We start from the raw sequence: 19,759 nt of genomic DNA on the forward strand, positions 1-19,759 counted from the left end.
GGGCGGAATCGGCCTAGTCCCGGCCGGCGCCCGTTGTGGGCCGCACGCGCAGGCTGGTTCCATCGCGGAACACGGTGGCGACCTTCAGTTTCCGGGCCTGCGCCAGCGCGGATTCCGACAATCCGGCGATAGCGGCGGTTTCGCTGTCCGGCAGGGCGGCGGGCTGCGGACTGGTCAGGGCCCGCCTGCGCCGCCGGCGGCTGAACAGGGTGGCGACCGACAGCATCGCGATCAGCCCGCCGGCGACCCACATCAGCGGCCGCATCCGCCGGAAGAACAGCGCCAGTTCCGCATCGATTTCCGCATCCGACCGGCCCAGCAGGACCTCCAGCGAGGCGAATGCGAACGCCAGTTCGGTGTAGAGGATCAGGAACAGAAGCCCCCACATCAGACTGGTCAGCAGCAGATCGCGCCAGAAGATGGCCTTCGGCCGCCGCGCGGAGCGGATGATGGGCGGCCAGTCCGCGAAGGGATCGGTCATCGGAACCCCCTGTCCGGGCTGACCCAGGTGCCGCGCACTTCCCCGGGCTTGCGCAGCAGGACCCTGGGAATGGCGTAGAGCGTGGTCAGCGTGGAAATCACCCAGAAGGCGAGCGGGTACCAGACGATCCAGAACAGCGAGCGCATCATGCCGCGTTCGTAGCGCTGCTCGACCAGATGGCTGACGGCGGCCTGGACCAGGTAGGTGACGGCGAGGACGGCGCCCCACCAGCTGGGCAGCAGAGAGACCCCGGCGGCCACGAGCGGTGACTGCCAGCCGAGCCAGTGCGCGACCATCAGCATCACGCCGAGCAGGATCGCGAAGCTCCAGATCACGCTGAACACGTAATTGACATAGATGAGGATGAGCCTGGGCTGCCGGAACAGGATCATCGGGCGGAAGTAATCGAGCATCATCTGCACGCCGCCTTCGGCCCAGCGCACGCGCTGCTTCCACAGGCCTGTCAGGGTTTCGGGCATCAGGATCCAGACCAGCACGCTGGGCGCATAGGTGACGCGCCAGCCGGCCATCTGGATCCGCCAGGTGACATCGATGTCGTCCGTCAGCGTATGCGAGGACCACCAGCCCGCATCGGCCAGCGCGCGCCGGCGGAACCCGGCGATGACGCCGGATACGGTGAACAGCGTGCCATAGGCGGTCTGCGCCCGCTTGATCAGGCCCACGATGGACGAGAATTCCCCGACCTGCAGCCGGCCCAGCAGCGAGGATCGGTTGCGGATGCGGGGGTTCCCCGTGATCGCGCCCACATCGGCGCGGCGGAAGTTGTAGGCCGTCCAGCGCAGCGCCATCCTGTCCAGCAGCGCATCGCCGTCGATGCACAGCAGAAGCTCGTTCGCGGCCAGCAGCGCGCCGGTGTTCAGCGCGTTCGCCTTTCCGCCGTTTTCGGCCAGGTGGATGACGCGCAGGTTCGGCAGTTCGGCGGCCAGCCGATCCAGGATGGCGCCGGTGTCGTCGCTGCTGCCGTCGTTGATGGCGATCACCTCGAACGCGGGATAATCGACTGCGCAGGCGGTGGTCAGCGTCTCGATCGCGGTTTCGCTTTCGTTGTAGCAGGGCACCAGAATCGAGATCGGGGGCCATTGATCGAGCACGGGCGGGTCATCCGGTGCGTGAAAGTCGCGTTCGCGCCACCACCAGTAGAAGAGGCCGCCAGCCATCCAGTACCAGGCCATCACGAAGGGATAGGCGAAGCAGAAGATCGGCAGGCCGATGATGAGGATGTCCAGCAGGCGCTCCATCAGGGACGATGCGGGAAGGTTGCCGCCGAGAAGGCGGGCGCCAGAACAGAAATGCCGGCGGGATTCCAGGGGCAGGCCAGGAATGCGGTTGCGCCCGTGCGCTGGGCATCCCGCAGGGCGCGGGCCTGTTCCGCCGCGCTGCCGCCCGACAGGGGAAGCACCACCCGGCCGACTGACGTGGGGGACAGCCAGCCGGACGCGCGGATGACCGCCGGATCCGGGCTGTCGGTGACTGCCCGCCGGTCTGCATCGGCGGGCGGGCCGCCGGCGCCGGCGGTGATCAGGCGAAGGCGCGGATCGATGGCGGCGGCGGGCGCGAACAGGCGCGCGGCGCGGCTCTCCTGTTGTGCGCGCGCCGCGCGGATTTCGGCCGGAGAAGGCGGAACCGCCGGCGGCGCGGCCGCCGATGCGGAATCCGCGATCAGCAGGCCATCGATGGGAGCGACGCGTGCGGCATCGGCCGCCAGCTGCATCAGGGCTGCATCCCCCAGGCGATCCGCCCGGTCCATCGGCAGCCGCGCGAAGACCTGCACGCCCGCGCGCACGCCAAGCTGTCGGGCGGCCCGGCCGAAGATGTCCTCTGCCAGGGGCAGGGCGGCCGTTGGCAGCCAGGCGCCCGCGGAATCGCCCGGGCCGACCAGATCCAGCACCACCCCGGTCGGGCCCAGCGCCCGCACCTGTTCGATCAACTGGCCAAGACGACGATCCGACTCCTCGGCGGACTGGCCCGCAAGCGGGGCGATGTCCACACAGGCCAGTCGCACTGTTTCCGCGCGGCGCGGCGGGAAGCCGAGGTTCCACGCCACCACCCCCAGCGAAGGATCCTGCGTGGGATAATATCGATGCAGGGCCATCGGGCTGCGGGCGTCGGCCATTTCCGGTTCGAGTGTCAGCGCCTGATCGAAGCCGGCTGCGCGCGCCTCTTCGGCCGCCGGGCCGCTGAAGCGGCCGAAGGGCCAGACGATCACCCGGGGGCGCCGGCCGGTTTCGGCGGCGATGCGGGCCGCGGACCGTTCGAGATCGGCCCGGATGCGGGCCCGATGCGCGGCGTCGCTTTCCCGATCGCCCGTGGGCGCAACGATTTCCCAGCTGCGCGCGGCGGGCCCGCTGTTGCCCTGCGGGGTGGACTTCACCACCCGATGCAGATCGTGGCTGTGGCTGGCGATCTCCACCAGGCCAGACTCCTGCATGCGGCGGACGGACTCCCACGAGAGGAAGCGGCTGCGCGGCAGGGGCCTGCCCCCGTAATCGACCGTGCCGCCGGCCGGCACGTCCATCCAGTTGGTAACAAGCGCGAGGACGGCCGGATAGCGATAGGCGAGCAGCAGCGGATAGACGCGATCGTGGAAGCTCTGGAGCCCGTCATCGAAGCTGAGAAGAACGGCCTTGTCCGGCAGCGGGGGGCCGCCCTGCCCCGCAGCCCTGACCGCCGCCAGGGAAACCGGGGTCCAGCCTTCGGCCTTCAGCCAGTCGAACATCTCCACCAGGCTCTGCGTGGTGACGGCGTCGTCTGTGCGATCCTCGCGCCGGTCGACGACGTCGTGATAGGCGATGGCGGCGAAAGCCGTGCCCGCCGCCGGCTGCGCCCAGAGCGGGCAGGCCGGCGCAAGCGCCGCCAGCAAGGTCGCTGCGAACCGCCGACTCATCCGAACCGCTGCCTGAGACCGACGGACAGAGACAGGCCGCGTTCCGCTTCCCCGTCGTAGACGCGCCTGTCGAAGCCGATTCCGTAGAAGATCTCTGTCCAGGGATCGTGCCGCCACCGATGTTCGTAGCGGGCCACGGCGATCCAGTCCGCGCCAAAGCCCTTCTGGGCGTAGACGCCGCCATCGATCGAAGCGATTTGGGTGAAAACCCGTTCATAGCGCCGCCAGGCGACATGCTCGACCGACAGGCCGGTGGCGGCGGAGAGATCCTGTTCGGGGGCGAAATAGGGGCCGCCCGGACGACTGTTGCGCGAGCCGTAGAGATCGAGCCGGCCGCGCAGGCTGAGGTGCGGCGCGGCATGGAGCAGCGACACAAGGCTGGCGCCGGCCGACAGTCGGTCGTTGCCATCCGACAGGCCGAGCCAGTTGACGGAGGCGGAGACCTCGAGCCGCTCATCGCGGCGCCACGCGATTCCGGCGCGCACGGCATCGCCGCTGATGTCGGCCAGCAACGCCCGGATGGGCGTGTCCAGCGCGTTCAGTTCGGCTGCGCCGGTCAGCGTCCACTGGTCGTCCGGCTGCCAGGACAGATCGAGGCCGACGGAGGCTTGCGGGCTGCTGCCCCAGCCAGGGCCGCCGAACAGGGTGGCTTCCACATCCTGCCCGTCCAGCCGGAGCCCGCCGACGACGCGGTGGCGGGCGACACGGCCTTCGGGCGGTTCGGCAACGGCGGAATCGAGGCGGCCGACGAGACGCCAGGGGCCGCTGACGGGGGGCGAAACGACCGACGCCGCAAGATCATAGCCTTCGCCGCGCGCGAAACGTCCGCCGCCCTGATTGAAGGATGGCTGAAGATTGACATCGACCAGCCACCCCCGCCGGGCTTGCACTTCCTGCGCGAGACGCCTTGCCGACAGGTTTTCGGGCGCCAGCGCGATCAGCGCCCGGCTGCGGTCCCGGGCTTCATCCAGCCGGTTGCGCGCCAGCGCCATGTCCGTCAGCAGGGCCTGGCTGGCGATGCTGTCCGGGTCCAGGCTTGCGGCCACCTCGGCCTCTGCCCGGGCCGCGCGCGGCCAGCCGCGGGCGGAATAGGCCCCGGCAAGCGCCTGCCGCAACGACGCGCTGGCCGGCGCGGCCTGCGCGAGCGCGCCGATTCGGCCGGCGCCATCCGCCACCCGGTTGGACCAGAGCCGGACCTGAGCGGCCAGTTGTGCGGCGTAGGCATATTCGCTGTCGGGCGTGGTGGCCGGCCCGCCCTGGTACCCGGTGAAGCGGGGACGGGCGGCAAGGATGGCGTCAGCCGCCGAGACGGCGTCGGAGAGGCGCTCCGCCTCGAGCAGGGCAAACACCCGCCCATAGGCAGCCTGGATGTCCGAAGGGTCGGCCGCCAGAACCCGCTCATAGGCCGCAAGCGCCTCCGCGGGACGGCGGCCATACAGCAGCGCATCCGCATAGGCCTGATCCGCGAACGGGGGCAGCGGTTTCAGCGCCTCGGCCTCCGCCACGGCCTCCGCCATCCGCACCCTGTCCCTCAGCGCCACGATCCGGTCGATCCGCACCCGCCGCACGAGCGCCGGATCGGCGGCCGGATCGGCAGCCAGCCGCGCAAGAAGCGCATCCAGATCGGCGAGCGCACGATCCGTGCCTTCGAACCGCCGGGCCGGATCTTCCGGGCGCACCTCTGCCCCCCATCGCGTGCGGGCCGCCGCCATGTCCGCCGCGCGCCGTGGCGAAACGCCATCCAGCGCAGCCGCGCCATGCGGCCCCCGCTGCCGGTCGAGGATGGCGGCCATCGCCGACCGCGCCTCCCCATGGTCCGGCTGGCGCAGCAGCAGTTCACCATAGGCCCTGAGGGCCCCCCAGTCGTCGCCGCCCTTCAGCCGGGCGTAGCCTTCCGCCGCAAGCCGCTCTCCGGCGGGCAGCGGCGGATTTCGCGGGGCATCGAGAAGGGCCAGCGCTTCGTCTGATCGGCCCTGGTCCCCCAGGATGAGGGCGAGGGTGAGCGGCCAGACGGGGTCGGTGGACAGGGCCATTCCACGGCGGGCCTTCGCCTCTGCCGTGGCCCATTGCCCGGCATCCCGCGCGGCCCGGGTTTCCGCCAGCAGCCCGGCGTCCGAAGGCGCGGCGGCAATGGCATGGGCAGGCAATATGCTGGCCGCTGCCGTCACTACGCCCCAGACTGCCGCGGTTGCCGGATTCATCACGGCCAGAGAGCATTGTTTGGCGGCTTTGTCGATTGGCGCCGCGCAGGATTTCCCGGCCGGGCACCGGGCTAATCGCCCAGCAGATGCTCCACGATCAGGTCGGCCGCCTGCTCCGGGGAAAGCGACTGGGTGTCGATGCGCAACTCCGGCGATTCGGGGGCTTCATAGGGGCTGTCGATGCCGGTGAAGTTCCGGAGCTTGCCTTCGCGCGCCTTGCGATAGAGGCCCTTCACATCACGCGCCTCGGCCACATGCAGCGGCGTGTCGATATGGATTTCCAGGAACTCCCCTTCGGGCAGCATGGCGCGCACCATGTCCCGCTCGGCGCGAAAGGGGCTGATGAAGGCGGTGATCACGATCAGGCCGGAATCGGCCATCAGCCGCGCGACTTCGCCCACCCGGCGGATGTTCTCGATCCGGTCGGCCTCGGTGAAGCCCAGATCCTTGTTGAGGCCGTGGCGCACATTGTCGCCGTCGAGCAGGAAGGTGTGCCGGTTCATCCGGTGCAGCTTCTTCTCGACGAGATTGGCGATGGTGGATTTGCCGGAGCCGGACAGCCCGGTGAACCACAGCACGGCGGGCTTCTGGTTCTTCAGCGCAGCGCGCGCCTCGCGCGTGATGTCCAGCGCCTGCCAGTGGACATTCTGCGCCCGGCGGAGCGCGAAGTGCAGCATGCCCGCCGCGACGGTGGCGTTCGTCAGCTTGTCGATCAGGATGAAGCCGCCAAGCGCGCGGCTTTCGGCATAGGGTTCGAAGATGATGCGCCGGTCCGTCGCCACCTCGACGACGCCGATGGCGTTCAGCTCCAGCGTCTTGGCGGCCAGATGTTCGAGGCTGTTGACGTTCACCTGATATTTGGGCGGCTGAACGGTGGCCGACACCGTCTGCGTGCCGAGCTTCAGCCAGTAGGCGCGGCCGGGCACCAGATCGGCCTCGTCCATCCACACCAGCGTCGCCTCGAACCGGTCCGACACTTCGGGTGGGGCGTCTGCAGCGGTGATCACGTCGCCGCGCGAGCAGTCCACTTCATCCGCCAGGGTCAGCGTGACGGACTGGCCGGCGACGGCGACATCCAGATCGCCGTCCATCGTCACGATCCGGCTGACACGGCTGGTCTTGCCGGAGGGGAGGATGCGCACGGCATCGCCGGGGCGGACACTGCCGCCGGCGACGAGGCCGGCGAAGCCCCGGAAATCGAGATCGGGGCGGTTGACCCATTGCACCGGCAGGCGGAAGGGCCGGGCCTGATCGGCGACGGCGTTCACCTCCACCGTTTCCAGGTGCCGGATGAGGCTGGGGCCCTGATACCAGGGGGTGTTGGGGGACGGGGCGGCGGTGATGTTGTCGCCCCGGAAGCCGGAAATGGGGATGGCGGTGAAGCCCTCGATGCCGATGCCCTTCGCGAAGGCGGCGTAATCGGCCACGATCGCGTCGAAATCGGCCTGGCTGTAGCCGACGAGGTCCATCTTGTTGACCGCCAGCACTAGGTGGCGAATGCCGATCAGGTGGGCGAGCCAGCTGTGCCGGCGGGTCTGGGTGAGGATGCCCTTGCGCGCATCGACGAGGATCACCGCGAGATCGGCGGTGGAGGCGCCGGTGACCATGTTGCGGGTATATTGTTCGTGGCCGGGCGTGTCGGCGACGATGAACTTGCGCGTTTCGGTGGCGAAGAAGCGATAGGCGACGTCGATGGTGATGCCCTGTTCGCGCTCCGCCGCGAGGCCGTCCACCAGCAGGGCGAAGTCGATCGCCTGCCCCTGGGTGCCGACGCGCTTCGAATCCGCCTCCAGCGCGCTCAGCTGATCCTCGAAGATCATCTTCGAATCATAGAGGAGCCGGCCGATCAGAGTGGACTTGCCATCATCCACGGACCCGCAGGTGATGAAGCGCAGCAGCGACTTCTGCTGGTGCAGGCTGAGATAGGCCTCGATATCCTCGGCGATGAGGGCATCCGCCTGATAGGCCGGGGCGGGGGCGTCTGCGGGCATCAGAAATAGCCCTCCTGCTTCTTCTTCTCCATGCTGGCGTCGCCAGCGTCCCTGTCGATCACGCGGCCCTGCCGTTCCGACGTGGTGGTGAGCAGCATTTCGCGGATCACGTCGTTCAGCGTGGCGGCTTCGCTTTCCACCGCGCCCGTCAGCGGCCAGCAGCCCAGCGTGCGGAAGCGGACAGCGCGTTCGACGAGATCGGGCCGGTGGCCCAGCACCCGTTCCAGCCGTTCGGGATCGTCGGCCATGAAGAGCTGGCCATCCTGCACATAGGTGAGGCGCGGCGCCGCGAAGTAGAGCGGCACGATCTCGATCCCGTTCAGCTGGATATATTGCCAGACGTCAAGTTCGGTCCAGTTGCTGATCGGGAAGACGCGGATCGATTCGCCCTTTGCCTTGCGGGCGTTGTAGAGGTTCCACAGTTCGGGCCGCTGCGCCTTGGGGTTCCAGCCGTGGGCGCGATCCCGGAACGAGAAGATGCGTTCCTTCGCCCGGCTCTTTTCCTCGTCTCGGCGGGCGCCGCCGAAGGCCGCATCGAAATTCCAGTTGTCCAGCGCCTGCTTCAGCCCCTCGGTCTTCCACATGTCGGTGTGGAGCGAGCCGTGATGGAAGGGGTTGATGCCGCGCGCCTTCGCTTCGGGGTTCTGCCACACCAGCAGCTCCATGCCGGCTTCCTTCGCGGCCTTTTCGCGCAGGGCGTACATGTCGCGGAATTTCCAGCTGGTATCCACATGCAGCAGCGGGAATGGCGGCGGGGCCGGGAAGAAGGCCTTTTTCGCAAGGTGCAGCATCACGGCCGAATCCTTGCCGATGGAATAGAGCATCACCGGGCGTTCGGCTTCGGCCACGACTTCGCGGAAGATGTGGATCGCTTCGGCTTCGAGCCGTTCGAGGTGGGTGAGCAGGCGGGTCAAATCGGTCTCCTGTCCCGCGACATAGACCCGCCCTGCCCGGACGGGAAAGAAACTTCCCCCTTATCCCCCTAAAGACCTGATGGCACGGCTTCTAATGGAGCGTGAGCACGCCATCGACAGTGCGGATTTCAGCCGGGCCGACAAGATCCCTGTGCGCGACCCGGATGGCGTGGATCGTCGCCTCGATCTCCCGCCGCCAGTGATCGAGGAAGCGCGACAATTCCGGAAAGGCCGGGGCCAGATCCCAGGTCTGCCACACATATTGCTGCAGCAGGCTGGGGTGATCGGGCATCCAGTAGCTGATTTCCGCCGTGAGCAGGCCATAGCCCGCCATCTGGCGCCGGAACCCTTCGTCGACTGTCGCCTTTCCCATGTGTCGCATGCCTGTCTCCCTCTGACTGGAATGCCATGGTTCCCTGAATTTTGGTTCAGTTCAAGATACTGATTTCATGTGATAAACTGGCAGCACTCGGGCTGGGTGAGTGCCAGCCGCCGCGACTTCAGCGCGCGGCGCGGACCATGTCCACGATGTCGGGCAGGCCACGGCCCAGGGCCACGGCTTCGTCCTCCCGTCCGCTGATCTTCATCCAGAACATCCGCCAGTCGCCCATGAAGCTCCACCAGGGCTTCACCCAGGTGGCCGGCCGGTTGCGTTCGAAGCGGAAATGGCCGATCCAGGCGCAGGCGTAGCCGAAGACGATCCCGGCGGGCAGGAACCACCCGTTGCCGGTGACGAGAAGCGCCGCGAGTGCGGCAAGCCCCCCCGCCGAGCCGACATAATGGATGTTGCGGTTCCGCCGGTCCTGGTGGGCCGCCATGTAATAGGGCCAGAATTCCGCGAAGCTCTGCGGGATGGGGGGCTGGTTCGTGGACATGCCCGAAGTCTGCCACATCAGCCTGTTGCGATGAAGGCCGCGATGCGATCGAACGCCTGGTCCAGCGTGTCAGCTTCGGGGGTGAGGCTGATGCGGACATGCCCGCGCCCGCCCGCGCCGAAGCCGCTGCCCGGCACCACGCCCACCTTCGCTTCCTCCAGCAGCCTGCGGGCGAAGCGCTGGTCGTCGGGCTCCACGCCCCGGCAATCCAGCATCACGAACATGCCGCCTGCGGGCATCGCTGCCTTCAGACCCTGCAGGGCATTGGCGCGGGCCACCACCTGTTCCGCGCGAGCGCGGAAGGCAAGGCGATAGGGGGACAGTTCCGCATCTGGCAGGGAAAGCGCCACCACGGCGGCGTCCTGGATGAACTGGCTGACCCCGAACAGGGCCGCCGCGCTCCAGTCCGCGAGGGCCGCGATCAGACGCTCCGGGGCGACCGCCCAGCCGACGCGATAGCCCGTCATCGCATGGCTTTTCGACAGGCTGTTGAGCGAGACGGTGCGGCCCGCCGGACCATGCCGCCAGGCGCGCACATCCTGCCCGTCGAAGCGAAAATGGGAATAGACCTCGTCCACGACGAGCCACAGATTGTGCCGTTCGCACAGCTGCGACAGGCGCTGATAATCCGCCACCGTCAGCGCCGTGCCGGACGGATTGGCCGGGCTGTTCAGGAACAGGCAGCGGGTGCGCGGCGTGATCGCGGCTTCGATCGCATCGACATCGGTGGAAAGATCTGCGCGGGCAGCCACGCGCACGGCACTGGCCCCCGTGGCGGCGACCACGCCGGGATAGGTGGCGTAGAAGGGATCGGACAGGATCACCTCGTCGCCCTCGCCCACGATCAGGGTCAGCACGGCGAGGCCGGCGTGCTGGGCACCGGGCATCACCATCACCTGATCCGCAAGGCAGCCCTCGGTGCGGGCGATGGCGGCGCGCAGGGCCGGTTCGCCATGGAGGGGGGTGTAGTGGGTGCGGCCGGCATCCAGCGACGCCTTCGTCGCGGCGACGATCGCCGGATGCGGCGGACAGACCGGATCGCCCAGCGTCAGCAGCAGGATATCCTCGCCGGCGGCCACGCGGCGCAGGCCTTCATCCGCGATCGCCCAGCTGCTCGCCTGCCCCACGGCGGCGAGGCTGCGGGCCCGGGTGGACATCAGCGGCTCAGTCATCTGCGACCTCGGCCTCGGCTTCGATCTCGACCCGCCATTCCGGGCGCAGCAGCACGGCGCCCGCGACCATGGTGGCGGCCGGGCGGATGGCCCCGAACACGGCGCCATGGGCGCGGCCGACGGCTTCGGCGTCTGCTGCGTCGGTCAGGAACATGCGGGTCCGCACCACATCGGCCGCCGTGCCGCCCAGGGCCTCCACCGCCTGCACGATGATGGTCAGGCAGCGGCGGGCCTGCGCCTCTGCGTCGCCGGGCGTGCTGCTGCCATCGGGCTCCACCGGGGCGGTGCCGGACACGAGGATCCGGTTGCCGACACGAACCGCGCGGGAAAAGCCGATGCTGGACTCGAAGGGCGAGCCGGAGGAATGGGTGGTGCGAGGCCTGCTGGTCATGGCCGGCGGTTTGGACGTGGGGGAACGGGGATGCAACAGGCCGATCTTGTCTTTTCGATCGCCAACTGGATCGTGATGGCCGGCTGGGCGGCGCTGCTGTTTTCACCGCTTCGGCGGGAAGCGCTTGTGATTGTGGCGCGAATCGCGTCGGCGGCGGTCTGCGCCATCTATCTTCTGCTGCTGGCGCGCGGGCTGATCGCCGGGCCGGGCCTTCCCGAAGGGGCCGGATTCGGCACATTGGATGGCGTGGTGGCGCTGCTCTCCCGGCGGGAGGCGATGCTGGCCGGCTGGGTGCATTTCCTGGCGTTCGACCTGTTCGTGGGCAGCTGGATGGCCGAGGACGCCCCGCGCGCCGGGGTTCCGCACGGGCTGCTGGTGCCGCTGCTGGCGCTGACGCTGATGGCGGGTCCGGTCGGCCTGCTGCTGTATCTGCTGGCGGCGGCCGTGGCGCGGACGCGCCGGCAAGGCTGAACGGCCAAAAAATCCCCTCTGTGCTTTTGCGAGTGAGTTGCATTTATCCCAGTGCAGCGATAGCAGGCCTGCATGCACGGGACATCCGCCCCACCTCCTGAAGTCGTGACGCGCCCGTCCGCGCCGTCCGCGAAGGCGAAGCGCGCCTTCTGGCTGAAGCAGCTGCACACATGGCACTGGATCAGCTCCGCAGTGAGCCTGGTGGGCCTGCTGCTGTTCACGATCACCGGGATCACCCTGAACCACGCCGGCCAGATCGAGGGCCGGCCCGTCACCACCGAGCGGGCGGCGCAGTTGCCCGAGGCGCTGATGCCGCTGATCGCGCCGAAGCCCGACGAAAGCGCCGACAGGCAGGAACGGCCGCTGCCGCCCGCGCTGGACGACTGGCTGAAATCGGACCTGTCGGTGAAGTCGCGCGGAACGGCCGAATGGTCGGCGGACGAAATCTACCTGTCCCTGCCGCGCCCCGGCGGCGACGGCTGGGTCTCCATCGACCGGGAAACCGGCGAGGTTCTGGCCGAACGCAGCTCCCGCGGGGTGGTTTCCTATCTGAACGATCTGCACAAGGGCCGGAACACCGGCCCGGCCTGGAGCTGGTTCATCGACATCTTCGCGGTCGCCTCGCTGGTGTTCGCGCTGACGGGCCTCGTGCTGCTGTGGCTGCACGCGCACCGCCGGCCTTCCACATGGCCGCTTGTGGGGCTGGGGCTGCTGATCCCGCTGCTGCTGGCGATGTTCTTCATTCACTAGGGGAATTTGATGCGAACAGACCTGCTTTCCGCCCCCGTGCTGCTGCTGGCGACCTCGCCCGCGCTTGCGGCCGGGCTCGATCTCTCGCTCACCATCCCCACGCTGAAGGTGGCGGAATATCATCGCCCCTATGTGGCGATCTGGATCGAGCCGCAGGGCGGCGAAGCGAAGACCCTGGCGGTCTGGTACGATACCAAGCTGAAGGACCGGGAAGGGGAGAAGTGGCTGCGCGACATCCGCACCTGGTGGCGGAAATCGGGGCGCACGCTCAGCTTCCCGGTGGATGGCGTCTCCGGCGCGACCCGCGCGCCCGGCACCCACCGCATCAGCTTCACCGAAGGCCAGGGCCCGCTGGGGAAGCTGGCGCCCGGCCAGTATGAGCTGGTGATCGAGGCCGCGCGCGAAGTGGGCGGCCGGGAGCTGATCCGCCTGCCCTTCCAGTGGCCGCCGAAGCCGGGCGCGGTGGCGAAGGCCGCCGGCACCGCCGAACTGGGCGCCGCGACGCTCACGCTGAAGCGCTGAATCCGAACGGGAGAGAGACTGATGTTCCGCAAACCGATGCTCGTCGCCGCCCTGCTGGCCGGCCTTGCCGCCACCCCGTCGCTGGCGCACCGCCAGTGGCTGCATCCGTCTGCCACGGTGCTGTCGGGCGAGAAGGCCTGGGTGACGGTGGACGCCGCCGTTTCCAACGACCTCTTCTATTTCGAACATGTGCCGATGCGGCTGGACAATATGAAGGTCTGGCAGCCCGACGGCACGGAGGGGAAGATGCAGAACCCCGCCACCGGCCGATACCGCAGCGTGTTCGACGTGGAGCTGAATCAACAGGGCACCTGGAAGATCGGCACGTCGATGGCGGGCATCATGGGCAGCTACAAGCTGAACGGCGAACAGAAGCGCCTGCCGCGCGGCGCCGCCGCCGCCGACCTCGCGAAGCTGATCCCCGCCGGCGCGACCGATGTGCAGATCAGCGAGAACAGCAGCCGCAACGAGATTTTCGTGACGGCGGGCGCGCCCACCACCACCGTGCTGAAGCCCACAGGCAAGGGGCTGGAAGTGGAATGGCTGACCCACCCCAACGACCTGGTTTCGGGCGAGCCGGCGAAACTGCGCTTCCTGGCAGACGGCAAGCCCGCCGCCGGGATCGACGTGGAAGTGGTGCCGGGCGGCGTGCGCTATCGCGACAAGCTGAACGACCGCACGCTGAAGACAGATGCGAACGGCGTGCTGACCATCGAGTTTCCGACGCCGGGCATGTACTGGCTGGAAGCCCAGCTGCAGGACGGCAACGCCAGCGTGCCGGGCGCGACGCAGCGGCGGTTGACCTACATCACCACGCTGGAAGTGCTGGCCCCCTGACGCTGGATTTCGAACCCAGGGTCGCCATTGCGCCCGATCTTTCGCCCGCCCTGTTCCGGGCGATGGCGGCCGGCGCGACCGTCAGGCGGCTGGGCGGCGAGACGATGGGCACGGACTGGTCGCTGGCGGTTGCCGGCGGCCCGGCCGATCCGCGGCCGCTGGTGCAGTCTGTTCTGGATGCCGTGATTTCCGAATCGAGCCTGTGGGCCGCGGATTCGGAGATTTCGCGCTTCAACCGGGCGGCGGCCGGAACCGTGATGCAGCTGTCCCCCGGGTTCGCCGAGGTGGTGGCGACCGCGCTGGACGTGGCGCGGGCAAGCGAAGGCGCCTTTGATCCGGGGCTTGCGGCGCTGTCCGACCGGTGGGGATTCGGCCCCGGCGGCGCCCGGGAAGGGGCGCGGGCCGGGGCCTGGCGCAGCCTGAGGATGGCGGGCGACAGGCTGACCCAGCCGGGCGACGTCGCGCTGGATCTGAACGGCATCGCCAAGGGGCAGGCGGTGGACCGGGTGGCGCGCGCGCTTCTGGACGCGGGGGCGACGCAGTTCCTGATCGGGATCGGTGGCGAATATCGCGGCGAAGGCGTGCGCCCCGACGGCCAGCCCTGGTGGGTGGAGGTGGAGCAGCCGCCGGGCACGGCCCTTCCGCCCCTGAGGCTCGCGCTGGCCGGACTGAGCGTGGCGACGTCGGGGGACTACCGGCGGGCGATTCTGCGCGGCGGGCGGCGGCTTTCCCACAGCATCGATCCGGCAACCGGCGCGCCGTCAACGCAGGGCGTCGCTTCGGTGGCGGTGCTGGGCCCCGGCTGCATGCGGGCCGATGCGGAGGCGACGGCGATCATGATCCTGGGGGCAACGCGCGGATATGAATGGGCCGCGCGCCGGGGCCTTGCCGCCCAGATCATCCTGCGCACAGCCGGGGGCTTCGAGGAGCGGATCACACCGGCGCTGCAGGCGATGCTGGGCTGAGCCCGGCCCGCGCTAGACGACCGCCCAGCGACGCAGGAGATTGTGGTAGATGCCCGTCAGCGCCACCACTTCGGGATCGCCAAGGCCAAGGCGGGTGGCGAGCTTCTGGATGGAGACGTCGAGCTCGTAGAGCGAGCGGCGGGCGGCATCGTCCTGCACCATGGACTGCATCCACATGAACGAGGCGATCCGTTCGCCGCGCGTGACCGGCGTGACACGGTGCAGGCTGGACGAGGGGTAGAGCACCATGTGCCCGGCCGGCAGCTTCACCCGCTGTTCGCCGAACTGGCCTTCGATCACCAGCTCGCCGCCGTCATATTCGTCTGGCGCGGCGAGGAAGAGGGTTGCCGAGAGATCGGTTCGGATGCGGAAATCCGTGCCGGGCTTCGATCGGATGGCGTTGTCCACATGGGTGCCGAAGGATTCGCCGGGGCGATACCGGTTGAAGAGCGGGGGGAAGACCTTTGCGGGCAGGGCTGCGGCAATGAAACCGGGCGCGCGCGAAAGGGCCGACAGGACGCGCTGGGAAAGCTCGCGCGCGGCGGGGCCGTCTTCCGGCAGTTGAAGATTGGCCTTCGCGAGCGCGGATTGCGGGCCGGAGGTGGCATTGCCATCGACCCATTCTGCGGTGGCCATGATGGCGCGAAAGTCGGCGACTTCGTCGGCCGTGAGGATGTCTGGAATGGCGATCAGCATGGGGAGGCTAGCGCGCGGGCGTGAGGGTGAAGGGAATCTCGACGAGGCCGCGAACCGCCACGGCCTGCCCATCGCGCAGCATCGGGGACCATCGCCAGCGGCGCACGGCGTCCAGTGCGGCCTTGTCCAGCCGGGCGTGGCCGCTGGAGGTGCGCACGGCGATGCGCTCCACCCGGCCATCGGGGCCGAGGAGAACATCCAGGACAACCGTGCCCTGTTCCTTCAGCCGCCGCGATTCATAGGGGTAACGCGGAGGCACGGCCTCGATCATGCTGGCGGAAAGATCGCCCCCGGAAACGGCGGAGGGTGCGCGGGCCGCAACCGGCGACGGCGGGCCTTCGGCCACGGCAACGGCGGCAGGCGCGGCCGGCTGCGGCGCGGGCGGCGCCTCTGACACGACGGCGGCGATCGCTGGGGGCCTGTCCTCGAGCAGGAGGACGGGTGGCGGCACCACGACGGGCGGCGTTTCCAGCAGCTGTTCAGGGCTTGAAGGTGGTGTTGAGGGCGGAGCGGCCGGAATGGACAGGAGCTGGATCGCCACCGGCTCCGGCGCGGGCTTCATCAGCTGACGCTGGGCGATGAGGGCGGCGAACAGCAGCAGGTGCAGGGCAACGACGGTGATCGCCACCAGCGCGTTGAACGACAGCGGTCGCCGGGCCGGGGCCTGCGCATCGGCGGACCCGGCGGGCGCGCGCGCCACGACGTGCAGACGCGGTGTGCGCACCGGCCCGTCAGGGGTGCGAAAGCCGCCGTCTCCGGCCGGAAGTGCGTGGGTCGCCATTGCCTTGGGCCAGTCCTAACAAAGACGGAAATGCGAAGCAATTGCAGAAACGCCGCCGGGGCGCCCATGCGACAATCCGGCATGGGCGCCCACGGGCCTGTCTCGTCAGTAGGTAAAGGTCAGCGTTCCGATGATCTTGCGCCCTTCGCCCGGCACGCCGAACGCATAGGTGTCTGTCACGCGGGGGCGCTGGATGTAGAATTCATCGAACAGGTTGGTGGCGTTCAGTTGCAGGCTGACCCGATCCGAGAATTTGTAGGAAGCCATCGCGTTGACGATGGTGACCGGATCGAAGCTCCAGGCCGCGATCGTCGCGGAGCTCTGCCGCGCCGGGGTTTCGCCCACATATTGCAGGCCGCCGCCCAGCGTCAGCCCGAAGGGCAGTGCATAGGTGGTCCAGAGGCTGCCGCTGTGCTTCGGCGTCGCCGTCAGGGATTCACCCTCCGTCAGCTGGCCCGCCACCGTTGCAGAGGCCCGGAGGATCTTCGAATCGAGGAAGGCATAGGCGGCGAAGACCGACCAGTCCGGCGTGATCTGGCCGGATGCGCTGAGCTCCAGGCCCTGCACACGGCGCTTGCCCACGAATTCCGTGTTGCCGTCCGAATTGGTGATCGCCTCGTTCGTGCGCTCGGTGCGAAACAGCGCCGCCGTCAGGCTGAGCCCGCCACCGGCCACATCCCACTTGGTGCCCAGTTCGAAGTTGCGGTTCATGAGCGGCGGGTTGACGGCCGTGCCCACTGCACCGGTTGCAGTCGACGCCAATGCCTGCGGCTGCTTCGCATCGGTGTAGCTGAGATACAGCGTGCCGTTCTCAACAGGCTTGAAGATCGCCGCGCCCTGCCAGCTCCACAGATTATTCACCTGCCGATTGGCGACGAGTGCGGTTCCACCATAATCCGCCACGAAGCGTTCCCAGCGCACCCCGCCGTTCAGCTGGAAGCGGTCCCCGAACTTCAGCGTGTCGAAGGCCCACAGCGCGCCGCGCGTGGCGCGGACATCATATTGGCCCGGCGTGCGCGTCCAGGTGAGCGGGCCTGTGAAGACCGGGTCCGGGGCGTAGAGGTTGACCAGCCGGTTGGCGAGGCCGCCGACGTTGATCGTGCCGCGCTCGAAATCCTCCCGGCCGATCTCTCCGCCGAGGACGATCGTGTGGGCGACGGGTCCTGTCTCGACATTGGCCGTCAGGTTCGTCTGGTTCACCAGCACGCGGTTTTCAGACATGCGGCCCAGCCCCTGCGGCCCGGCTGTGATATAGAGTGCCTGCGCATAGCGGCCCTCCTCGATCGCCTGGACAGCGCTGGCGAAGGTGCAATCGGAGTTCGGCGCGCAAAGGCCCGGCGCGCCCGCCGTGTTGCGGTTCTGCGGCGTGGTCCACACGGCCTCCCGCGTGACCTTGCCCCAGCGAGTGACGTTGGCGATGCGGACGGCGCTGCTGAAGTCATGTTCCAGCTTCAGCGTGGCGATCTGGGTGACCTGATGTTCCTGATCGACCCCCAGCACGCCATAATAGTTGGCGCGGGAAATCGGGAACCGCTCCCCCGTCAGGCCGAAGGGGATGCCATAGTCCAACCGGTTGTCGTCGGATTGCCACATGTAGGACAGGATCGCCCGCGTCGGCGTATCCAGCCCGAAGGCGATGCTGGGGGCGAAGCCCATGCGGCGCTGGAACACCTCGTCGCGGCCGGCCATGCCCTGATCGTGCCATACGGCGTTCAGGCGGATCGCCGCATTGGGCACCAGCCCCTTGAGCGCCAGATTGGCATCCCCCTGGAGGCGGCGATAGTCCGCCGACCCGAGTGATCCGTTCAGGATCACCCGGTCTTCCAGTCGCGGCGCCTTGCTGACGAGATTGATCTGCCCGGAGGCTCCGCCGGCCCCGCCCACGGCCGAGTTCGGGCCCTTGATCACCTCGATCGCCTCATAGTTGAAGAGGTCCGATCGGGTCTGCTGCAACCGGTCGGCGAAGCCGTCGATCGTGACGTCGGAGGAGGCATCGAACCCGCGCAGGGTGATGAAATCGCCGGACCCCGCGCCGCCTTCGCCCACGCCGATGGTGATGCCCGGCACATTGCGCAGCGCATCCGCGAACGAGACCACCGCCTGATCCCGCAGCATCGCTTCTGGCAGCACGGTTATCGTGCGCGGCGTGTTCAGCAGCGGTTCCGTCAGGCGGGCGTTCGATGCAGCCTCGGTGCGGTAGCTGCCCTCTGCCACTTCGCTGTCCGTCACCGTGACCCGGCCCAGCGTTTCGGGCTTTTCGGCCTGCTGCGCGGCCACCGGCTGCGCTGACGCGATGAAGCCCACGCAGCCCATGGCGAGAAAGGCCGGAACGGAAACGCGACGATCTTGATCCTGCATTCGGTATCCCCTTTGTGAACGCCGGCGTCGCTATTGCAAGTGATTTGCACTGTCAACGCATAACCGGGGCATGGCAGATACCAGCGACCATGGCCGGCACGTTGAGGAGACCGGGGCCGGATGGTGGAAAGCCCGCGTTGAACAATGTTTGAAGGCTATTGGCCAGGCGCTGGAGCGGGTGAAGGGAATCGAACCCTCGTCGTAAGCTTGGGAAGCTTCTGCTCTGCCATTGAGCTACACCCGCATTGTGTTGCGGCCGTTCGGCGCGGCGCGTCCCTGCCATGATCGGGGGTGGGCGGTCAACCGAGAGACGCAGCGCCCGCTGCACTGCTAGCCGGGCACCACGATCTGGCGGATGGCGCGGCCGTCAGCCAGATCGTCCATCAGCGCATTGATGTTCGACAGCGGATTGACGGAGGTGAGCAGCCGTTCGACGGGCAGCCGCCCGGCCTTCCACAGCGCCAGATAGCGCGGAATGTCCCGAGCGGGGATGGACGAGCCCATGTAGCTGCCCGTCAGCGTCTTCGCATCGGCGACCAGCGACACCGCCGGGATCGACAGCATTTCCGCCGGGTTCGGCAGGCCCACCGTGACGATCCGGCCACCACGCCGGGCCGCGCCATAGGCCTGCGCCAGAACCGCGGCCCGGCCCACCGTTTCGATCACGATATCCGCCCGGGGCAGGTCAGCGGCCTGATCCGGGGCGACGGCGACGGCGGCGCCCAGTTCCAGCGCCAGCGTCCGCTTTTCGGGCGAAGGGTCCACCGCCATCACGGGCTGCGCCCCGGCCGCGACGGCGCCCAGAAGCGCCGACAGCCCCACGCCACCCAGCCCGAACACCAGAAGCGATTCGCCTGGCCTGACCGCCGCCGTGTTGAAGACGGCGCCGACGCCAGTCAGCACGGCGCAGCCGAACAGGGCGGCGATTTCGGGCGGAATGTCCGCGTCGACCTTCACGGCGGAGCGGCGGTCAACCACGGCATGGGTGGCAAAGGCGGAGACCCCCAGATGATGCCGCACCGGCTGCCCGCCCTCGTGCAGGCGGACCCCGCCATTCAGCAGCCGCCCTTCCCCATTGGCGACCGCGCCGTTGGGGCACAGATAGCCCTGGCCAGAGGCGCAGACCGGGCATTCGCCGCACGCCGGCAGGAACACCAGCACCACGCGGTCCCCCGACCGGAATGTGCCGTCTGCGGGATCGCCGGCCTTAAGGACCGTCGCGGCGGCTTCGTGCCCCAGCGCCATCGGCATCGGCCGGGGTCGGTCGCCGTTGATCACGGACAGGTCGGAATGGCAAAGACCGGCGGCATCGATCCGCACCAGAAGCTCGCCGGGCTTCGGCGGATCCAGTTCCAGCGCCTGCAGGCTGAGCGGCGCACCGGCGCCATAGGGCCGCTGATGTCCGCCGCATTGATGCAGCACTGCCGCGGTGATCTTCATATGCCAGCC

At 68.6% G+C, this 19,759-nt stretch carries 19 protein-coding genes and 1 tRNA gene; 5 read left to right on the plus strand and 15 right to left on the minus strand.

The features are described 5' to 3' along the window. Positions 1–13 precede the first annotated feature (13 nt). The 10 genes from ACW9TV_RS02710 to ACW9TV_RS02755 form a co-directional block, all read right to left on the minus strand. Positions 14–481, minus strand: a complete 468-nt coding sequence (locus ACW9TV_RS02710; protein WP_494304320.1) for a hypothetical protein — start codon at positions 479–481, stop codon at positions 14–16. Continuing rightward, the gene (pgaC, locus tag ACW9TV_RS02715) at positions 478–1,740 is read right to left on the minus strand and encodes a poly-beta-1,6-N-acetyl-D-glucosamine synthase (protein WP_494304321.1); all 1,263 of its coding nucleotides are present in this window, start codon (positions 1,738–1,740) and stop codon (positions 478–480) included. The genes ACW9TV_RS02710 and pgaC overlap by 4 nt, the downstream gene beginning before the upstream one ends. Continuing rightward, the gene (gene pgaB / locus ACW9TV_RS02720; protein ID WP_494304322.1) at positions 1,740–3,386 is read right to left on the minus strand and encodes a poly-beta-1,6-N-acetyl-D-glucosamine N-deacetylase PgaB; all 1,647 of its coding nucleotides are present in this window, start codon (positions 3,384–3,386) and stop codon (positions 1,740–1,742) included. The genes pgaC and pgaB overlap by 1 nt, the downstream gene beginning before the upstream one ends. Beyond that, positions 3,383–5,587, minus strand: a complete 2,205-nt coding sequence (gene pgaA, locus ACW9TV_RS02725; protein ID WP_494304323.1) for a poly-beta-1,6 N-acetyl-D-glucosamine export porin PgaA — start codon at positions 5,585–5,587, stop codon at positions 3,383–3,385. The genes pgaB and pgaA overlap by 4 nt, the downstream gene beginning before the upstream one ends. A gap of 71 nt (positions 5,588–5,658) precedes the next feature. After that, complete coding sequence (gene cysN / locus ACW9TV_RS02730; RefSeq protein ID WP_494304324.1) at positions 5,659–7,578, minus strand: sulfate adenylyltransferase subunit CysN; 1,920 nt, start codon at positions 7,576–7,578, stop codon at positions 5,659–5,661. Continuing rightward, positions 7,578–8,492 carry a sulfate adenylyltransferase subunit CysD gene (gene cysD / locus ACW9TV_RS02735; protein ID WP_494304325.1) on the minus strand — a complete coding sequence of 305 codons (915 nt, stop codon included), beginning with the start codon at positions 8,490–8,492 and terminating at the stop codon, positions 7,578–7,580. Before cysD ends, cysN begins: the two co-directional genes overlap by 1 nt. 91 nt (positions 8,493–8,583) lie before the next feature. Beyond that, positions 8,584–8,874 carry an usg protein gene (locus ACW9TV_RS02740; RefSeq protein ID WP_494304326.1) on the minus strand — a complete coding sequence of 97 codons (291 nt, stop codon included), beginning with the start codon at positions 8,872–8,874 and terminating at the stop codon, positions 8,584–8,586. Positions 8,875–8,992: 118 nt separating this feature from the next. Then, positions 8,993–9,367, minus strand: coding sequence for an Mpo1-like protein (locus tag ACW9TV_RS02745; protein ID WP_494304327.1), 375 nt, complete (start codon positions 9,365–9,367; stop codon positions 8,993–8,995). Between the two features lie 17 nt (positions 9,368–9,384). Further along, entirely contained in the window at positions 9,385–10,539 is a 1,155-nt protein-coding gene (locus tag ACW9TV_RS02750) for a pyridoxal phosphate-dependent aminotransferase (RefSeq protein WP_494304328.1), read from the minus strand. Continuing rightward, on the minus strand, positions 10,532–10,930 hold the full coding sequence (locus ACW9TV_RS02755) for a RidA family protein (protein ID WP_494304329.1): 399 nt from the start codon (positions 10,928–10,930) through the stop codon (positions 10,532–10,534). The genes ACW9TV_RS02750 and ACW9TV_RS02755 overlap by 8 nt, the downstream gene beginning before the upstream one ends. A gap of 30 nt (positions 10,931–10,960) precedes the next feature. Here ACW9TV_RS02755 and ACW9TV_RS02760 point away from each other — a divergent pair, with 30 nt between their 5' ends. The 5 genes from ACW9TV_RS02760 (at position 10,961) to ACW9TV_RS02780 (ending at position 14,475) form a co-directional block, all read left to right on the plus strand. Beyond that, positions 10,961–11,401: an ABA4-like family protein gene (locus ACW9TV_RS02760; RefSeq protein ID WP_494304330.1), complete on the plus strand. Its 441-nt coding sequence runs from the start codon at positions 10,961–10,963 to the stop codon at positions 11,399–11,401. A gap of 72 nt (positions 11,402–11,473) precedes the next feature. After that, positions 11,474–12,151 (plus strand): PepSY-associated TM helix domain-containing protein, encoded by a 678-nt coding sequence (locus tag ACW9TV_RS02765; RefSeq protein ID WP_494304331.1) that lies wholly within the window; start codon positions 11,474–11,476, stop codon positions 12,149–12,151. Positions 12,152–12,160: 9 nt separating this feature from the next. Beyond that, positions 12,161–12,673, plus strand: a complete 513-nt coding sequence (locus ACW9TV_RS02770) for a DUF2271 domain-containing protein (protein ID WP_494304332.1) — start codon at positions 12,161–12,163, stop codon at positions 12,671–12,673. A 21-nt stretch (positions 12,674–12,694) separates the two neighbouring features. Continuing rightward, positions 12,695–13,510, plus strand: coding sequence for a DUF4198 domain-containing protein (locus ACW9TV_RS02775; protein ID WP_494304333.1), 816 nt, complete (start codon positions 12,695–12,697; stop codon positions 13,508–13,510). Between the two features lie 62 nt (positions 13,511–13,572). After that, the gene (locus tag ACW9TV_RS02780) at positions 13,573–14,475 is read left to right on the plus strand and encodes an FAD:protein FMN transferase (protein ID WP_494304334.1); all 903 of its coding nucleotides are present in this window, start codon (positions 13,573–13,575) and stop codon (positions 14,473–14,475) included. Positions 14,476–14,487: 12 nt separating this feature from the next. On the opposite strand, the gene ACW9TV_RS02785 is transcribed toward ACW9TV_RS02780, so the two are convergent. From ACW9TV_RS02785 to ACW9TV_RS02805, 5 genes are all read right to left on the minus strand, one after another. Then, positions 14,488–15,171, minus strand: coding sequence for a Fe2+-dependent dioxygenase (locus tag ACW9TV_RS02785; protein WP_494304335.1), 684 nt, complete (start codon positions 15,169–15,171; stop codon positions 14,488–14,490). Between the two features lie 7 nt (positions 15,172–15,178). Then, a complete protein-coding gene (locus ACW9TV_RS02790) occupies positions 15,179–15,952 on the minus strand; it encodes an energy transducer TonB (protein WP_494304336.1) in 774 nt (257 codons plus the stop codon). 105 nt (positions 15,953–16,057) lie between these two features. Continuing rightward, the gene (locus tag ACW9TV_RS02795) at positions 16,058–18,310 is read right to left on the minus strand and encodes a TonB-dependent receptor (protein WP_494304337.1); all 2,253 of its coding nucleotides are present in this window, start codon (positions 18,308–18,310) and stop codon (positions 16,058–16,060) included. 170 nt (positions 18,311–18,480) lie between these two features. After that, a tRNA-Gly gene (locus tag ACW9TV_RS02800) sits at positions 18,481–18,554 on the minus strand. 86 nt (positions 18,555–18,640) lie between these two features. After that, complete coding sequence (locus ACW9TV_RS02805) at positions 18,641–19,750, minus strand: zinc-binding dehydrogenase (protein WP_494304338.1); 1,110 nt, start codon at positions 19,748–19,750, stop codon at positions 18,641–18,643. Positions 19,751–19,759 lie beyond the last annotated feature (9 nt).

This window comes from Sandaracinobacter sp. T42 (genome assembly GCF_059115405.1).